Consider the following 16731-nt stretch of genomic DNA (forward strand, 5'->3'; position numbering starts at 1 on the left):
GCCCGACGAGGGAAGGAGGACCCTGCCATGGACGTGGATTTCGATGCCGACCGCCGCGACCTTCGCGACTACGAGACCTGGGCCAAACGCGCCGAGGCGGCCAAGGTGGCCTATGTGCCGTTCGGCGGCGGGCCGTACTACGGCTACGAGGTCGGCGTGATCGACGCCATGCACGAACTGGGCATCGTGCCGGACGCCATGCTGCCGGGCTGCATCGGCGACTTCATCGGGCTGTACTACCTGATGGCGCTGGTCGAGGGCCGCGCACCCACACACTACATCGACGCGTTCTCAAAGACCGGCCTGATGCAGGAGAAGGACTACGTCAAGGCGCCGATCCCGCCCGTGTTCGCCATGCGCGTGGCCCAGTGGATGCGCGGCTTCGCCCAGTACTACACCACGCCCCAGGCCTATCAGAACCTGTTCGCGCCGGAACTGTTCCCCGACGTCATGAAGACCGGCATGGACTATCTGTCCAACCCGACGGATCGCAATCTGGGCATCTTCACCCGCAGCCTGTGCGTCTGGCACCCGATGACACGCCTCGCCCTGGGCGGCTACTTCTTCGCGCCCATCGGACCCTTCGCCGATCTGTACAATCCCGAGGATCCGGACGGCTGGATCAACCCGCCGATCAACTGGACCAGCGTCTACCGGGATGCCGCCCCCGTCTACATCATGAGCCTGCTCAAGGTGGGCGCACCCGAGGTGATCCAAGCCACCAACTGCATCGGCCATCCGGACTTCGCGCCGGTCGATGGCCGCCGTCTGGCGTCCGGCAGCAATCTGCCCTGGCTGATCGCCGAAACCTACATCGACGGCAGCTACTACCGCGAAAGCGCCGTGCGCGATGCGGCCACCCTGACCCCGGCCGCGCTCGACTCGCTGCCGTCCCTGGAGGTCTGCATCTGCGTGCAGATCATGGACAGCAACGACACCGACATGCTCAGCATCAACAACGGCAACCACAACAACTATGCGCTTCAGGTCACCGAGATGGTGGCCACCATCGGGGACGACGACATCAAGCAGGCGGCGGCCTACCAGAAGGCCAAGGGCCGCGACACGGAGTGGATCGTCATCGAGGCCCAGTCGGACGCCAAGCCGTTCTGGACGCACGAGAACGTGGCCCGCTGCCGGCGCGAGGGCTACGAGATCGCCATGCACAAGTTCATGACCAGCGAAAAGCTGCGGCCCTACATCAAGACCCCGCCGGCCCGCACGCCGCCCAACCCGGCGCATGCGGGGAAGCGCGTCAGCGTGCTGCGCCAGCCCGACACGGCGGTGCAGGCCCCGGCGCCCGCGCGTGGCTTGAAAGCGGTGAAGTAGGGGGAGGGCCGATCGCCGATCGGGATCAACCCGTGCCCCGGGCGTGACGGCAGGTGGGGTCAGGCGCCGCCAGCCGTCCGCCCTGCAGGCGGAGCGTCCGCGTCACGACCTTGCGGCGGAAATGGGGGTCGTGCGAGACCACGATCATGGCCTGGGGCAGGCTGAGAAGCACTGCCTCCATGCGGGCCGTGGTCTCCTCGTCCAGGGCGTTGGTGGGCTCGTCCAGCAGCAGCACGTCCGGGTCCATGGCCATCACGCAGGCGAGCGAGACCAGCCGCTTCTCGCCGCCCGACAGCTTGTGCGTGACGCGGCCCTCGAACCCGGCCAGGCCGACGACGTCCAGCACCCGGGCCACGGTTTCCAGCGCCTGGGCGCGGCTCTGGCCCAGGTTCAGCGGGCCGAAGGCCACATCCTCGGCCACCGTGGGGCAGAAGAGTTGGTCGTCGGGGTCCTGGAACACATAGCCGACGCGGCGGCGCACCTCGTGGAAGTCGGCTTCGGCGTGACGCTCGATTCCGAAGGCGACGACGCGGCCCGCCTGCGGCCGCAGCAGCCCGACCAGGATTTGCAGCAGCGTGCTCTTGCCGGCGCCGTTGGGCCCGGTGATGGCCAGCCGGTCGCCGGGGCCCAGGGTCAGGTCGGCTCCCGCCAGCACCGGCGGCCGGTGCGGGTACGTGAAGTGGAGGCCGGTGCCCTCAAGCAGCAGGGACATGGGCGAAATCCAGGATCAGCAGCCCGGCCAGCACCGGAATCAGGCCGGCCGCGAACACCCCGTCGCGGGCCGAAAAGCGCAGCGTGTCCAGCAGCGGCAGGCGACCCGTGAACCCCCGGCACTTCATGGCCTGGAGGATGCGCTCCGACCGCTCCAGGGCGCGCACCAGCAGCATGCCGATCAGGTAGCCCAGGCTGCGCAGGGTGTGCCCGTTGGTGCGGGGGCGGAACCCGCGGGCCCGCATGGCGCGGCGCAGGCGGTGGTATTCGGCCTCGATGACCGCGATGTAGCGGACCGTGAACAGCAGCAGATGGACCAGGCGTTCAGGCACACGCAGGCGGGCCAGCGCATGGCCCAGCGTGGTGGGATCCATGGACCCCACCAGAGACAGCAACGCCAGCGCGACGGCATTGGCTTTCAGCGCGATGGCCGCCGCCTGTTCCAGCCCCGCCCAGGAGGCGGGCCAGCCCAGCACCGTGAACGCGGCCGGGCCGGGGACCGTGAAGGGTAGCATCACCAGCAGGACCACGATGAAGCCGTCCATCATGGCCATGCGGCGCAGCGTCGGGCCGGCCGGCAGCCGGGCGGCTCCCATGGCCAGCCCGGCCATCACCAGGGCGATCAGCATCAGCCACAGGCTGGTCAGGGCGACCGCGACCAGGGCGAAGCCGGCCGCCGCCAGGATCCGGGTGCGGGGGTCGAGCGCCTGGATGAGTCCGTCCGTCCGGGCGCTGTCCCCCGGGGACGTCGGCGCACTGCGGCCCAGGATGTGACTCATTCCGCCGCTGCCGGCCGTGTGGTGGCGTGCCCCTTGGGGCGCTCGGTCCGGCGCTCGCGTCGCGCCATCAGGAAGAAGGCCAGCCCGAACAGCCCGATGATATACCCGATGCCGCCCAGAATGGTCTGAAGGTCGTTCTTTTCCTTGTAGGCTGCGATTTCCCGGCGCAGCGGGCGGACCTCGTCCCGGACGGCGTCGGCGATCATCGCCTTCAGGTCCGCCGGCACAGGCGCGGCGGCCGGGATCGTGGCAGCGGGTGCGGCGGCCGGGGCGGCGCCCCCGGCGACGGCCGGCACCTCGGCCGCGTCCAGGCGGAAGGTGACCACATGCCCGGCGCCCAGGTCTGCCTCGAACACATGGGTGACCTGACGGGTCGGGGTGTAGACGAAGAAGCCGTCGGCGTCGGTGCGGGTCTCGCCCATCAGCGCGCCGGTCTCGTCGAACACCGTCACGGGCGTGTCGGCGGCCATCTCGCCGTTGGAAAACCCGACCTCGCCTTCGATCACGTCACCGGAGGGGAAGGCCCCCGCGATCACCTTGTGGGCCAGGGCGGGGGACCCGGCCAGGATCAGCACGAAGGCGACGGTGGCCAGACTGGCCGCGAAACGAGTCATGGGACGGTCCCTCCTCAGGCCGGGCGCAGGGTGGCGGGGCCCGCCAGGGCGGCGAACAGCTCCGGCTTGGCGCGATGGATCAGGGTGACGGCGGCGGCGCAGACCAGGCCCTCGATCACCGCGACCGGAAGGTGGGCGATCACCACCAGCTTGGCGGCGGCCAGGAAGGCATCGCCCGACAGCCACAGCACCAGGGCGACGGTCAGCGCGGTCAGCACGATGGCCAGGGATCCGGCGGCCAGCCCGGCCAGGGCGGCGAGACGGGCGTCGGGCCCGCTGACCGCCGGGCGCAACGCAAGGCCGACCATCACCGCCGGCAGCGCGATGGCGACCGTGTTCACGCCCAACACGGTGACTCCGCCGAAGCCGAAGAACACGGCCTGCAGCAGCAGGCCCACGAACAGCGCCGGAAAGGCGGCCCAGCCGAGCACCAGCCCGGCCAGACCGTTCATGATGAGATGCACGCTGGACGGCCCGATGGGCACGTGGACCAGCGCGGCGACGAAGAAGGTCGCGCTCAGCACCCCTGCGGCCGGGATCTTCTCCAGGGTGAGCGACCGCAGGCCCAGGGCAAGCCCGCCCGTGGCCACGACGGCACCGCCGATCAGCACCGGGGCGCTCAGGGCTCCATCAACGATATGCATGGCGACCTCCTCCGGTGCAGGGGCTATTGCAGGTCGTAGGCACGGATCCAGATCACCGCGTCCTGGCTCAGCGCCTTGCCCTCGTGGTCGGTGTCCGGGCCGGAGCCCAGCGCCGCGAAGCCCGGGTTGGTGGTGCTGGTGGCCTCCATGTCCATCACATGGCCGTTCTCGAACGGATGCCAGAAGATCAGCTTGACCGGCACGTCGCCCGGGCGGTCGATCTGCACCGTCGGCGTGTAGCTGAGCTGAAAATGGGCCCCGGCGGCGGCCGGCAGCAGAAGGGCCGCGCCTAAGGCGGTGGCGAAGGCGGTCTTGCGAAGGGTCATGTGAGCGTCGCTCCCAAGGCGCGCACAGGGGCCGCCGTGTCCGGGCCGGCCCGTGCGGACAATGAAAGGACGGTCGGGGAGAATGCGGCGCGGAGAGGGGCGACAGGGGATCACGAGCGAGACTCGGGGCTGCCGCCGGCTTCCAACGCCAGACGCGCACCCCGGCGTCCGGTGAACCCGCGCCGGCCCTTGCGGAACGGCACGCCTCGACGGCAGGTCTCCTGGCTCGCGGGTCGTCGCACGGACATCGCCTTCCCGGACCGGCGGGGTGTTCGCCCGGTGGGTCCAGTGGCCTGATGACGCCGGCTCTCCGCTTACAGTTGCGGGGGCAGCCACGGATTAGGTCCCTGATGGGTACGCCGCACCGTGTTCCCTTTTCACCCGGGCCGCGTGGCGCCCGGGAACCGTCGATGCATTCAGAAAACCCCTTCGCCGATGGGGTGTCAAGGTGCCTTTGACGGGAACCCCTCCCGGGGGATAGGATCGTGCCTTGACCCCAGCATTGCACGGTGCCCCATGTCCGCACAGCCCGAGACCCTCCCCGAGATTCTCCCCGAGACGGCGCAACAAAACGCGCCGGCGGCCCACGCCACCCACGCCGATATCGTCAAGCGCCTGCGCCGGGCCGAAGGGCACCTGCGCAAGATCAGCGCCATGATCGAGGAGGAACGCCGCTGCGTGGACGTGGCCCAGCAACTGGCGGCGGTCGAGGCGGCGGTGCGTCAGGCCAAGCAGGTCTTCATCCGCGACCACATCGACCATTGCCTGGACGGTGTGCTGCGTGACGGACCGGACGCCAAGGCCGTGCTGGCCGAGTTCAAGGACATCTCCCGCTATCTCTAGGCACAGGACCCGCGCGCCATGGATCTTGCCGTCGCCATCTCCGAGGGGACCTTTCAACCCGCGTTTCTGGCCGGGACCGCGCTGGCGCTGGGCGCGCTGCATGGGCTGGAACCCGGTCATTCCAAGACCATGATGGCCGCGTTCATCGTCGCCGTGCGGGGCACGGTGGGGCAGGCCGTGTTGCTGGGCCTGTCGGCGGCCGTGTCGCACACCCTGATCGTTTGGATTCTGGCGCTGCTGGCGCTGCGCTTCGGGGAGTCGATGATCGGCGAGGATCTGGAGCCCTGGTTCATGATGGCGTCGGGCGCCATCATCCTGATGATTGCCGCCTGGATGGGGCACCGCGCGCGGCGGTCTGCCGCGCCGGCTCATCACCATGACCACGATCATGACCACACCGGGGCTCATCATCATGACCATCATCATCCCGACCCCGGGGAGGGGATAAAGGATGCGCATGCGGAGGCTCATGCCCGCGCGATCGAAACCCAGTTCGGCGGCGCTGCGGCGGCCGGCGGGCGCGCGACCACTGGTCAGGTGGTGCTGTTTGGCCTGACCGGCGGGCTGATCCCCTGTTCGGCGGCGATCACGGTGCTGATTGTGTGCCTGCATCTGGACCGCATCTGGTTGGGTGTCGGGCTTGTGGGCGCGTTCAGCGCCGGCCTCGCCGCCACCCTGGTCGCGGCCGGTGTGGTCGCCGCCGTGGGCCTGCGCGCGGTCTCGCGGCGCACCCGTCGCCTGGACCGATGGCTGGCCTGGGCCCCATCCGTCTCCGCCCTTCTGATTGGGTTGATCGGCCTGGGCATGATTGTCCTGGGCTGGAGCCATGTGGCGTCCGGGTCCGGGGTCTGATACCGCCCGACTGCGCCGGCGCCGCGAAGCGGCGAAGGCGATGAACCGGACGAGTCCGGGTCTACCCCGATCAGTATGAGGGGGGCGGCACGGGCTGCGCGGTGGCGTCGATGGGGCGGCCCAGCACCTCCCGCAGCAGGGGATGGGGAAACCGCCGGTCCAGCGTGACGGCGTGGAACGTCTCGATCAGGCCCGGCAGGTCGCCCGCTACAACCAGGGTGCCGGCCGCGACCTCGCCGCGCATGACGATGGGCGGGGCGACCGCGAGCCCCAGATCCTCGCGGGCCAGGGCGCGGATCATGGCCATGTCGTCGGCCTCGGCCACGATGCGGGGGCGGACGCGCAGGCGGACCAGCAGGCTGTCCAGGCTGGCGCGGATGCCGCTGTCGAAGGACGGCACGATCAGGGGGTGGCGCTCCAGAAGGTCGGTCACCGATGCGCCCGGATGCACCCGCGTCGGCGGCCCCACCAGGGCCACCCGCTGTTCGGCCACGGTGTGCGTGACCCAGGGGGTGGCGGCGTCGCGCAGGGGGGCGCGGTTGGTCAGCACCACGTCCAGTTCGTGGGATTCCAGCGCGGGCAGAAGGGTGGCGAGGCTGCCCGTGCGGACCACCAGTTCGACATCGTCCCGGCCCAGGATCGGCCGCAGGAAGCCCACCTGGAAGTTGCGGGACAGCGTGCTCAGCGCCCCCACCCGCAGGACCTGACGGGGCGGGGCCACGCCGCCCTTCAGGGTCTCCACCAGTTCCGCGCCGGCGGCGAAGATGGTGTCGGCGTGATCCAGGGCCACCCGTCCGGCCTCCGTCAGCACCAACTGTTTGCCGCGCCGCTCGAACAGGGCGTGGCCGAGGCGGTCCTCAAGCTTCTGAATCTGGCTGGAGAGCGCGGACTGCGAGACGTTCAGCCGCGCCGCCGCCCGGGTCAGGTTGCCTTCGTGGGCGACGGCCCAGAAATAGCGCAGATGGTGATAGTTCAGCGGCATGGCCGGGCTTATCTCCGAAACAGAACGATACGTTTCAATCATTGTATTTAAGTTTAGCAAAGGGGCATGCCACCTGACACGGCAGCGTCAAGCCGTTTCGGGAGGAGATCATGTCACCCGACCTTGCCCTCTGGGGTTTCCTGGCCCCCCTGGCCCTGATCGCCGTCGCCGTCGTGGCGGGGCGCGATCCGGCCCCCCGGCCCCGCCGGGTTCTCGCCGCATCCCGGGTCGCGACCGTTGGCGCCCTGGGCCTGGCCATCGCCGCCGCCCTGTTCGTGGCGGTGCAGGGTCCGGCCACCTCGCCGTTGATCGGCGCCAACGGCCTCGGCCTGTCGATGCGGCTGGACGCGCTGAGCGTCACCCTGTTCCTGCTGGTCGCCTTCGTCGGTGTGCTGGTGGTCCAGTTCAGCCGCAACTACATGGATGGCGACCCGCGCCAGGGGCCGTTCATCGGCGGTCTGTGCCTGACCCTCGCGTCCGTCATGCTGATGGTGACGGCCGGCAATCTGGTGCTGTTCGCGGCGGCCTGGATCGCCACCAGCCTCGCGTTCCATCGCCTGCTGGTGTTCTACCCGGAGCGGCGCAAGGCGCTGCTGGCGGCCCGCAAGAAATGGATCGTGGCCCGCCTGGGCGACGTTTGCGTGGTCGGCGCGGCGGTGCTGCTGGCCGGGGCGTTCGGGACCACCGACATCGCCACGCTGCTGGAGCGGGCCTCGGCCGCGTCGGACGCGGCCATCCCGGCCACGGTGGGTGTGGCGGCCGTGCTGATCGCGCTTGCCGCGCTGCTCAAGTCGGCCCAGTTCCCGACCCATGGCTGGCTGACCGAGGTCATGGAGACGCCGACCCCGGTGTCCGCCTTGCTGCATGCCGGGCTCATCAACGCCGGCGGGTTCCTCGCGATCCGGTTCGCCGATGTGCTGCTGTTGGCGCCGGGCGCTCTGTACGTGCTGGCCATCGTCGGCGGCGTCACCGCCCTGTTCGGCGCGGCCGTCATGCTGACCCAACCGAGCGTGAAGGTCTCCATCGCCTGGTCCACGGTGGCCCAGATGGGGTTCATGCTGCTGCAGTGCGGCCTGGGCCTGTTCACGCTGGCGGTGCTGCATCTGGTCGCGCACTCGCTCTACAAGGCGCACGCCTTCCTCTCCTCGGGCAGCGTGGTGGAGATCAAGCGCGCCGCCTGGATCCCCGACGCCACCCCGCCCCGCGCCGGCCGTGTGCTGGTGAGCGTGGGGCTGGCGCTGGCCCTGTACGCCGGACTCGCCTGGGTCTCCGGCAGCATCGCCGACAAGCCCCTCCAACTGCTGGCCATGGGCGCGATCCTGGTCATGGCCCTGACCGTGCTGTTCGCGCAGGCCATGGTGGGGGTGCGCCGCCCGAGCCCCTACGTGGTCGGCCGCACGGTGGCCATGGGCGGCGTGGTGACGGTGGCCTACTTCGCCCTCCACGCCGGTGCCGGGGCTCTGCTGGGTGGGGCCGTGCCGCCGCCGCCGCCCGCCGACTCCGTCGCCATCGTGGTGATGGGGCTGCTCATCGCCGTGTTCACCGCCATTACCGTGCTGCAGATCGTCGAGCCGTCGCGGACCACCCGCCCGGCCTGGCAGGCGGCCCGCGTCCATCTGGCCAACGGGCTGTACGCCAACGCCCTGTTTGACCGCCTGATCGGGGCCATGGACCGGGCGCGCTTCACGCCCGCGCCGGCCGCGCCCGTGTCCCTGTCCACCGAGCCCGAGGGGAGGACCTCGTCATGAGTGCCACCGCGATTGCTTCCGCCGCGCCGCTGTCCTCCGCCGCCATCCCGGCGACGGCCCGCCCCGACCCCGCCGCCGTCCGTGAGGCCGCGGCCCGGGCCGGTGGCCGGATCGCCCCGGTCTGGCCGCTCAAGACCTTCGTGGCCGTCAACCCGTGGCACGGGCTGCACGACCACGGCTTCGCCCAGACCGCCGCCGTCATGGATCGGGCGGCCGGGGCGCGCCTGACCATGCCGCGCCGGTTCTACCTGGACGCCCTGGATGCGGGCCGGATCACCATGGACGACCTCGCGGCCGCGCTGCGGGAGGCGCCGGCCACGCCGGGTCTTCCCCGGGATGCCGCCGCGCTGGTCGAGGCGACCCGCGCGACACCCGAGGGTCCCGCGCCCGACCCGCTGCCCACGGTGGCCGATGTCGCCACTTCGGTGACCGGCGAGGACTGGGCGGGCTTCGTCGTCGAGCGCGTTTCCGCCTGGGCGGCCGACCAGTTCGACGAGGGCCAGGCGCCCTGGTCGCTCGCCGGCCGGGCCGACGGCCCCTACGCCGCGTGGCGGCGCATGGCCGTGTTCGACCGCACGCCGGAGGTCATGGGCCTGACGGGCGCGCGCGGGGCCGTTGCCGCGCGCCTGCCGGAGACGGCGGACGCCGCCCTGACCGAGGGCGTTCAGCGGCTCGGGCTGGGGACCGAGCACCTGGACGCCTACTTCCACCGGCTGCTGATGAGCGTCGGCGGCTGGGCCGCCTATGCCCGCTACAAGGTGTGGGACAAGGCCCTGTACGGCAAACCGGACGAGACGCTGACCGAAGTTCTGGCCGTCCGGCTGGCCTGGGATGTGGTCCTGCATGCCTGCCTGGGCAGCCGGCCCGGGTTCGACGCCGCCTGGGACGAGGCCCGGGCGCGCGCGGCGGCCCCCGCCGCGCCGTCGGCCGAACAGACCGTCGATGTGGTGTTGCAGACCGCCTATGACCTCGCGTGGCAGCGGACCCTGACGGATCGGCTCGCCGGGCCGCGCGCCGCCGGGGCCGGGGCGACGGAGCGCCCGCGCGTGCAGGCGGCGTTCTGCATCGATGTCCGCTCCGAGGTCTATCGGCGGGCGCTGGAAAGCCTGTCGCCGGAGGTGGAGACCATCGGCTTCGCGGGCTTCTTCGGCTTTCCCATCGAGTACGTGCCGGTCGGCCACACCCACGGGGGGCCGCAATGTCCGGTGCTGCTGACCCCCCAGGTCACGGTGTGCGAGACCGTCACGGGCGCCACACCGGACGAGGACGCCGAGATCCACGGCCTGCGCCTGATGCGGCGGCGCGCGGGCAAGGCATGGAAGTCGTTCAAGATGGCCGCCGTGTCCTCGTTCGCCTTCGTCGAGACGGTGGGGCTCGCCTATCTGCCCAAGCTGGTCACCGATACGTTCGGCTGGTCACGGACCGTGCCGCATCCGTCGTCGGACGGGCTGGACGACGAGGTCAAGGCCCGCCTCGCGCCGAATCTCGATGCCGGCACCCTGATCGGGCGCCCGACCGGCTTCACCGACGAGACCCGCACCGACATGGGTCAGGCCATGCTGACGGCCATGTCCATGACCGAGGGGTTCGGGCGGCTGGTGCTGCTGGTGGGACACGGCTCCACGACCGTGAACAATCCGCACGCGGCGGGGCTGGACTGCGGCGCGTGCGGCGGCCACACCGGCGAGGCCAACGCCCGGGTCGCGGCCGGGGTGCTCAACGATCCGGCGGTGCGCGCGGGCCTGCGGGCGCGCGGCATCGATATTCCGGCGGACACGGTGTTTCTGGGCGCGCTGCACGACACCACCACGGACGCGCTGCGGATCTTCGATCGCGAGACCGTGCCGGCCTCGCACGCCGACGATCTGGCCGCGCTGGACGGCTGGCTGGAGCGGGCCGCCCGCCTGACGCGGGCGGAGCGCGCCGGGATCCTCAATCTGGACCCCAACGCGCCGGTGGACGCCCAGGTGCTGGCGCGCGCCCGGGACTGGAGCCAGGTCCGGCCCGAGTGGGGTCTGGCCGGCTGCGCCGCCTTCATCGCCGCCCCCCGGTCGCGCACGGCCGGGCTCGACCTGGGGGGCCGCAGCTTCCTGCACAGCTACGACTGGAGGCGGGACGAGGGCTACGGCACGCTTGAACTCATCATGACGGCGCCGATGGTGGTGGCGAGCTGGATCAGCCTGCAGTACTACGCCTCGACGGTGGACAACCGCGTCTACGGCAGCGGCAACAAGACGCTGCACAACGTGGTCGGGACCCTGGGCGTGCTGGAGGGCAACGGCGGCGACCTGCGGGTGGGGCTGCCGATGCAGTCCATCCACGACGGCGAACGGCTGATCCACGACCCGCTGCGCCTGTGCGTGGTGATCGAAGCGCCCATCGCGGCCATGAACGGCATCATCGAGACGCACCCGCTGGTCCGGGATCTGCTGGACAACGGCTGGCTGTTCCTGTTCGCGATGGACGAAACCGGCGCGATCGCCCATCGGTACGAGGGCGGCCTGCGCTGGCGGCCGGTGCGGGATCCGACGGCGGGGCTGCGCGTGGCCTCCTGATCCCGGATACGGCGCGGGCGGGCCCTGACCGCCACAATAGCGCGGTCGGGGTCCCGTTGCGTCAGGGACGGTCCGGCTGGCCCTCGCCGCCGGGCTGAAGGGCCCGATCGACCTCCGCGCCCACCGCCTCGCCGATCTGCTCGACGGCCCGGCCCATGTCTTCGATGGCCTCGCGGGTCTGCTGCGCGGCCGCTTCCTGCGGCGTGGGCTCGGGCCGGACCAACGCGTACCCGCCGTACAGGGCGAGGCCGAGAACGGCCACGAGGCCAAGGCCCGCCAGCGTGGTCTTCAGCATGATCGATCTCCTTGTCCGGTTGATGGGCGGATGGGTCCGTCTCGGCGGTTTCAACGCGCCGGACGCCGCCGGGTTCCGGACCTTCGCGCCGATGGACTCCTTTTGAACGGGCCGGGCCGCGGAACCCCGGGCGCGGCCCCGGCGTTGTTCCGGGACCAGACCGTTTGGAAAGAGAGAGAGGTTATCATGCTTGGATGGACCATTGCTTTTCTGCTGATCGCCCTGGTCGCGGGTGTTCTGGGCTTCGGCGGCATCGCCGGGGCGTCGGCCGGGATCGCGCAGATCCTGTTCATCGTGTTCCTGGTGCTGTTCGCGGCCGGTGTGGTCGGGTCGGTGTTCAACGGCCGCCGGTCCCGTCTGTGATCCGGTTCAGGGTCGCGACGCCGCGTCGGCGCCCCCCAGAGACACAGGAGGGTCAAGATGGGCATGACCACCAACCGCTACACCCAGGCCGCCCGGGAAGACGTTCAGGCGCTGAAGGAGAAGTGGGACGACATGCGCCAGCATGTGCCGTCCGACGGCGGAGACGACACGCCGGACTCCCGCATCGCGGACACGGTGTGGCAGGACTTTGAGGCGCAGTCCAACACGCTGCGTGAGGCCGGGTCCAACGCCTCCGACGAGACGCAGAGCGCCTATGAAGCGGCGCGGGACAAGGTGGCCCGCATCATCGAGTCCGACAAGAGCCGGTAAGCGGGCATCGTCCCGACCCGGATGTCGGCGCGGCCGGTCCTTCGGGGCCGGCCGTTTCGATTCAGGCCAGGTTCCCCCCGGTTCCCCAGGTTCCCATGCAACGCGTGTCCGGGTGTTGGCGTTGACGGACCAGAAGCGGATCGGGGACCGCTGGCCCCGGTTCAAATCGGATCGAAGACGGATCTGCAACCGCGAACACGGAGGTGCATCATGACCCGCACACTCACCGCGATCGTCGTTGCGACGGGCACCCTGGGCCTGACCGCCGCGCCGGCGCTGGCCCAGGAACAGCCGTATCAGAAGCCCGATGGGTCCTGGATCAGCCTGAGCGGCACCGTGGTGACGACCGGCCCCTCGGCATTCGTCATGGACTACGGGGACGGTGTCATCACCGTCGAGATGGATGACTGGGACACCGACGCCGACGCCTTCGGCCTGGTGGACGGCGACAAGGTCACGGTGTACGGCGCCGTGGACGAGAACACGTTCGCCGCCGACACCATCGAGGCCAGCCGGGTGTTCGTCGAGGACCTGAACACCACCTTCCACGCCAGCAGCCTGGACGAGGAAGAGATGATGGCCTCCTGGCCCGTGGGGCCGCCGGTGGTCATCAGCCAGACCCGGACCATCGGCACGGTGACGTCGGTCGATGAGCCGGCCGAGGAATTCGTGCTGGATGTGGGTCCGACCGAATTGACCGTCGAAGTCGATACCCTGGCCTACAACCCGCTGGACGACCAGGGGTTCCAGCAGATCGACGGGGGCGACCGGGTCAGCGTCACCGGCATGATGGACAGCGACTTCATGGAAGGGCGCGTGCTGGAGGCCGACTCGGTGGTGACCCTGGAGGAGGACGCTGAGTCCCAGTCGTAATCCGAAAAGTCGTAATCCCACGGGTCGCAATCCCAAGGGATGATCCCGTTTCCTCTCCTCGCGCCCCAGAAGGGCCGTCCGCCGGGAGCCGGTTTTTCGCCGGGTCCCGGCTTTTTTCCGTGATGCCCCTTTTTCTGGGGCGCCCGGATCCCGCCCCCAGGAGCAGGGCCAGCATCACCGCATCACCTGGACGGCGATGGCCAGCCCGTAAAGCCCGAGCACGCCCACGCTCTCGAAGCCGATGCCGGCGATGCCCTGGCGTTCCCGCACCACCAGGCCCAGCAGCAGCACCATGCTCATGGCGGCGCCGATGGCCAGCCAGAACAGGTCGGCCGTGCCCACGGCGTGATACAGCGAGCCGTCGCGGTAGGCCACGTCCGAGGCGGTCAGGAACAGCACGTCGAAGGTATTGCCGCCGATGATCCCGCCGATGGCGAGCTGAAGGGCGCCGCGCCGCACCGCCGCCAGCGTGGTGACCAGCTCGGGCAGCGAGGTGGTGACGGCCGTCAGCAGGGCGCCGATGGCGGTCTCGGAAATGCCCAGCAGGTCGGACAGCCGGCCGCCGGTCTTGGAGATCACCCAGCCCGCGACCCCCAGCACCAACGCCAGGACCATGAACTGCCCGATCAGCGGGCCGGTGCCGCCGCCGGACCCGGGCGGGGCCTGATCCTCCTCCGGTTCGTCCTCGCGGGTCTCAAGCGTCCGTTCGGGGTGCCACATGGGGGCCTGTCGCACCCGCGAGGCGGTCCGGGTGCCCAGGACATAGACGATCACCAGCACCAGCGAGGCGGGATGGACGCCCCACACCGCCACCTCCGGGCCGGTCGCGGCCACCAGCGTCACGCTCAGCAGCAGCGCCAGCAGAGCGGTCTGCACCAGGCTGGCGATCTCGGCGGCCGCATGTTCCATGTTGATGCGGCGAAACAGCAGATCCGCCAGGGCCAGGAAGGCGGTCTGGGCGGCGATGCCGCCGACCGCGTTGGCGAACGCCAGCGAGGCCCGGCCGTCCAGCGCGGCGGTGACGGACACCACCGTGCCGGACAGCGACGTGGCCAGACCCAGCAGCACGCCGCCGACCACGGCCTCGCCGAGGCCGGTGCGGTCGGCGAGACGGTCGGCGAGGGCGGTCATGCGCACGCCGAGGCCGGCGATGACGAGCCCGGCCAGCACGAACGCGCCCACCACAAAGGGCAGCGACAGGGATGACAGCATGGGGGCGGGTCCTTCGGGGGGAGGAAACGCCACGCCCCGGGACGGCCTCGCCCGACGGCGGGCCATCCCGGGGCGGCTGGGACGTTGGAAGGAGGGGGCGCGCCCGACCCGATCAGGCGGGCCGGATGCCGTCCGGGCTTACCAGAGCCGGGATTCCAGCACCGGCGGATCCTCGGCGCCGACCACCAGCACGTCCGGGGCGGACCGCCCCACGGCCTGCACCACGACCCGGCGATTCAGCGGCTCGCGCACACCGTCGCCGGTGGGCACGGCGGGCTCGGTCTCACCCTCGGCGGCCAGGGCCAGGGTGTCGATCTGCTCGACGGTCAGGCCCATGTTCGTCAGCGCCTCGGCCACGGCGGTGGCGCGGCGCTGGGACAGCGCCTCGTTGTATTCGTTGGAGCCGGCGCGGTCGGTGTGTCCGACCACCCGCATGGCGACCCGGTCCGGATTGTCCAGGCGCTGCTCCAGGTCGTCGAGCGCCGTCCGGGCTTCCGGCGTCAGGGTGGCGTCGTCGAAGCCGAAGTAGACCACCGCCTCGGCCACCACCTGCGATCCGGTGGCCGCATCCAGGGCGGCGATCACGGTCATGGCGTCGCGGAACTGCGAGCGGCAGGCGTCGATGTGCGCCTGCTGATGGCCTTCCTGCACCTGCTCGACCCAGCAGTCATAGCTGACCAGGGCGAAGGCGGTCGCTTTCGGAGCGACCTGACGGCCGTCGGTGTCGAGGACGGTCATCAGCGCCTTGCGCGCCTGGTCCAGGCGGGACTGCCAATGCTCGTCGGTGATGCCCTGCTCGGCGGCCACGGCGGGCCGGACCGGCTCGCCATGGCCGATGGCGGTGCCCTTCTCCGCGAAGTGCTCGGCGTCGTACCAGTCGCCCATGGTGTCGGCCTCGAACAGGCTGAACTGCTTGTAGTAGCGGATCGCCTGTTCCTCGAACGTGGGGGCGTCGGCGTCGATCTGGACGCCGCGCATGGCGTTGATGGATTCGAACCCGAACAGCGCGTGGGCGGGCGAGGCCAGCCCGACGCCCATCAGGGCGCCGGCGGCGATCGCGCGGAGCGGCAGAGGGTGCTTCAGCATCATGATGGTGCCTCCGTATCACACGACCACCCCGAGCCCGGCACGCGCGGTGACGCGCGATTGGCGCCACGGGGCCAGACGGGGCAGGCCGGATCGGTTCAGACGGTGGGAACGGGGAAGGAGCGGGGAGGGAAGACAGACCGGCCCCGGGGACGGGCCGGTCAGCGCGCCCCACCCAGGCAGGGCGGGGCGCGCGCCGTGCGGCTATTCGCGCAGTTCTTCCTTGAGGAAGCCGGCCGCGGCACCCACGGCGCCGCCCAGGGCCGCGCCCCCGGCGGCCGACCCGCCGGTGATGGCGGCGCCAGCGGCGCCCAGGCCGGCGCCGGCCGCGCCGCCGCTGACGGTGCTCTGCTGCTGCGCGGTCATGTTGGAGCAGGCCCCCAGCGCCAGCGGTGCGGCGATGGCCAGGGCCAGAGTCGTTCGCAGGGTCATGGTGGGTCTCCCTCGCGGGTCTGGTCTATACGGTGATGACGTCACCCCGGCACCGCTTGAGGGTGCTTCAGGGTCTGCTTGTCTCATCAACGTCCGGGGCCCGCTGCGGGTTCCGCCGGGCCGTCGGGTGACTGCGAGGGGGGATCAGGAGAGAGACAGAGCGTACCGATGATCGACCTGCGCCACCGCCTTGTCCAGAGCCGGGGCGGCGTCCGCCGCCGCGCGAGGCTGATCCAGTTGGTCGTGCTCCAGCAGGGCCTTGACGTCGCGCCGACCCCGGGAGACGCGGCTCTTCATGGTGCCGGCCGCGCAGCCCACCACCTCGGCGGCCTGCTCGTATTCGAAGCCGCAGGCGCCGACCAGCACCATGGCCTCGCGCTGTTCCTCCGGCAGACGGGCGAAGGCGCGACGGAAGTCGTCCATCTCCATATGAGCCTGCTGGTGACTCGGTTCGCCATGGGCCAGCATGGCGTCCTCGTCGGACTGCTCGCTCTTGCGCCATTTCCGGCGGTGTTCGGAATAAAACGTGTTGCGCAGGATGGTGAACACCCAGCCGCGGAAGTTCGTGCCGGGCTGATAGGACTCCACGTTCGCCAGCGCCCGGGTCGCCGCTTCCTGGGCGATGTCGTCCGCGAGCGCGCGGTCGTTGGTCAGGGAATGCGCGAAGGCGCGCATGTGGGGCAAAGCGTCGATGAGCTGGTCATTGAAGGACGCCATGGACGCCTCCTTTCATCCGATGGGAGCCGCGCCAGCCGGC

19 protein-coding genes and 1 riboswitch are annotated in these 16731 nt (G+C 70.7%); of the genes, 8 read left to right on the forward strand and 11 right to left on the reverse strand.

Features of this window, described 5'->3' with window-relative positions:
• The first annotated feature begins 27 nt into the window (after positions 1 to 27).
• Positions 28 to 1329, forward strand: coding sequence for an alpha/beta hydrolase (locus tag GHC57_RS04810; RefSeq protein ID WP_246152137.1), 1302 nt, complete (start codon positions 28 to 30; stop codon positions 1327 to 1329).
• Positions 1330 to 1354: 25 nt separating this feature from the next.
• Here the strand turns inward: GHC57_RS04810 and GHC57_RS04815 are convergent, their stop codons facing one another.
• From GHC57_RS04815 to GHC57_RS04835, 5 genes are read right to left on the reverse strand one after another with little or no spacing between them, the layout of a single operon-like run.
• On the reverse strand, positions 1355 to 2041 hold the full coding sequence (locus GHC57_RS04815; RefSeq protein WP_153341738.1) for an energy-coupling factor ABC transporter ATP-binding protein: 687 nt from the start codon (positions 2039 to 2041) through the stop codon (positions 1355 to 1357).
• Positions 2025 to 2819: a cobalt ECF transporter T component CbiQ gene (gene cbiQ, locus GHC57_RS04820; RefSeq protein ID WP_153341740.1), complete on the reverse strand. Its 795-nt coding sequence runs from the start codon at positions 2817 to 2819 to the stop codon at positions 2025 to 2027. Before cbiQ ends, GHC57_RS04815 begins: the two co-directional genes overlap by 17 nt.
• Positions 2816 to 3433 carry a cobalt ABC transporter permease gene (locus GHC57_RS04825; protein ID WP_153341742.1) on the reverse strand — a complete coding sequence of 206 codons (618 nt, stop codon included), beginning with the start codon at positions 3431 to 3433 and terminating at the stop codon, positions 2816 to 2818. The genes cbiQ and GHC57_RS04825 overlap by 4 nt, the downstream gene beginning before the upstream one ends.
• A 14-nt stretch (positions 3434 to 3447) precedes the next feature.
• Entirely contained in the window at positions 3448 to 4077 is a 630-nt protein-coding gene (cbiM, locus tag GHC57_RS04830) for a cobalt transporter CbiM (protein WP_153341744.1), read from the reverse strand.
• A gap of 23 nt (positions 4078 to 4100) precedes the next feature.
• Positions 4101 to 4403 (reverse strand): hypothetical protein, encoded by a 303-nt coding sequence (locus GHC57_RS04835; protein ID WP_153341746.1) that lies wholly within the window; start codon positions 4401 to 4403, stop codon positions 4101 to 4103.
• 194 nt (positions 4404 to 4597) lie between these two features.
• A riboswitch (cobalamin riboswitch) is annotated at positions 4598 to 4827 on the reverse strand.
• Between the two features lie 92 nt (positions 4828 to 4919).
• Between GHC57_RS04835 and GHC57_RS04840 the strand changes: the two genes are divergently transcribed.
• Positions 4920 to 5246, forward strand: a complete 327-nt coding sequence (locus GHC57_RS04840; RefSeq protein ID WP_153341748.1) for a metal-sensing transcriptional repressor — start codon at positions 4920 to 4922, stop codon at positions 5244 to 5246.
• An 18-nt stretch (positions 5247 to 5264) separates the two neighbouring features.
• Positions 5265 to 6098, forward strand: coding sequence for a nickel/cobalt efflux transporter (locus tag GHC57_RS04845; protein ID WP_153341750.1), 834 nt, complete (start codon positions 5265 to 5267; stop codon positions 6096 to 6098).
• A gap of 70 nt (positions 6099 to 6168) precedes the next feature.
• On the opposite strand, the gene GHC57_RS04850 is transcribed toward GHC57_RS04845, so the two are convergent.
• Complete coding sequence (locus GHC57_RS04850) at positions 6169 to 7080, reverse strand: LysR family transcriptional regulator (RefSeq protein WP_153341752.1); 912 nt, start codon at positions 7078 to 7080, stop codon at positions 6169 to 6171.
• Positions 7081 to 7190: 110 nt separating this feature from the next.
• On the opposite strand from GHC57_RS04850, the gene GHC57_RS04855 reads away from it, so the two are divergent.
• Both GHC57_RS04855 and GHC57_RS04860 read left to right on the forward strand, forming a co-directional pair.
• Positions 7191 to 8828 carry an NADH-quinone oxidoreductase subunit L gene (locus tag GHC57_RS04855; protein ID WP_153341754.1) on the forward strand — a complete coding sequence of 546 codons (1638 nt, stop codon included), beginning with the start codon at positions 7191 to 7193 and terminating at the stop codon, positions 8826 to 8828.
• On the forward strand, positions 8825 to 11383 hold the full coding sequence (locus GHC57_RS04860; RefSeq protein WP_153341756.1) for a YbcC family protein: 2559 nt from the start codon (positions 8825 to 8827) through the stop codon (positions 11381 to 11383). The genes GHC57_RS04855 and GHC57_RS04860 overlap by 4 nt, the downstream gene beginning before the upstream one ends.
• A gap of 61 nt (positions 11384 to 11444) precedes the next feature.
• On the opposite strand, the gene GHC57_RS04865 is transcribed toward GHC57_RS04860, so the two are convergent.
• Positions 11445 to 11678: a hypothetical protein gene (locus tag GHC57_RS04865; RefSeq protein WP_153341759.1), complete on the reverse strand. Its 234-nt coding sequence runs from the start codon at positions 11676 to 11678 to the stop codon at positions 11445 to 11447.
• 186 nt (positions 11679 to 11864) lie between these two features.
• Between GHC57_RS04865 and GHC57_RS04870 the strand changes: the two genes are divergently transcribed.
• The 3 genes from GHC57_RS04870 (at position 11865) to GHC57_RS04880 (ending at position 13244) form a co-directional block, all read left to right on the forward strand.
• A complete protein-coding gene (locus GHC57_RS04870) occupies positions 11865 to 12041 on the forward strand; it encodes a DUF1328 domain-containing protein (protein WP_153341761.1) in 177 nt (58 codons plus the stop codon).
• A 57-nt stretch (positions 12042 to 12098) separates the two neighbouring features.
• Positions 12099 to 12371: a hypothetical protein gene (locus tag GHC57_RS04875; protein ID WP_153341763.1), complete on the forward strand. Its 273-nt coding sequence runs from the start codon at positions 12099 to 12101 to the stop codon at positions 12369 to 12371.
• Positions 12372 to 12581: 210 nt separating this feature from the next.
• On the forward strand, positions 12582 to 13244 hold the full coding sequence (locus GHC57_RS04880; RefSeq protein WP_153341765.1) for a hypothetical protein: 663 nt from the start codon (positions 12582 to 12584) through the stop codon (positions 13242 to 13244).
• A gap of 174 nt (positions 13245 to 13418) precedes the next feature.
• On the opposite strand, the gene GHC57_RS04885 is transcribed toward GHC57_RS04880, so the two are convergent.
• The 4 genes from GHC57_RS04885 to GHC57_RS04900 form a co-directional block, all read right to left on the reverse strand.
• Entirely contained in the window at positions 13419 to 14456 is a 1038-nt protein-coding gene (locus GHC57_RS04885) for a sodium:calcium antiporter (RefSeq protein ID WP_153341767.1), read from the reverse strand.
• A gap of 138 nt (positions 14457 to 14594) precedes the next feature.
• Positions 14595 to 15545 carry an OmpA family protein gene (locus GHC57_RS04890; protein ID WP_153341769.1) on the reverse strand — a complete coding sequence of 317 codons (951 nt, stop codon included), beginning with the start codon at positions 15543 to 15545 and terminating at the stop codon, positions 14595 to 14597.
• A gap of 201 nt (positions 15546 to 15746) precedes the next feature.
• Positions 15747 to 15974, reverse strand: coding sequence for a hypothetical protein (locus tag GHC57_RS04895; RefSeq protein ID WP_153341771.1), 228 nt, complete (start codon positions 15972 to 15974; stop codon positions 15747 to 15749).
• A 144-nt stretch (positions 15975 to 16118) separates the two neighbouring features.
• On the reverse strand, positions 16119 to 16691 hold the full coding sequence (locus GHC57_RS04900; protein WP_153341773.1) for a sigma-70 family RNA polymerase sigma factor: 573 nt from the start codon (positions 16689 to 16691) through the stop codon (positions 16119 to 16121).
• Between the last annotated feature and the right edge of the window lie 40 nt (positions 16692 to 16731).

The sequence above is a fragment of the Roseospira navarrensis genome (assembly GCF_009601025.1).
GTDB classification, from domain to species: Bacteria; Pseudomonadota; Alphaproteobacteria; order Rhodospirillales; family Rhodospirillaceae; genus Rhodospira; species Rhodospira navarrensis.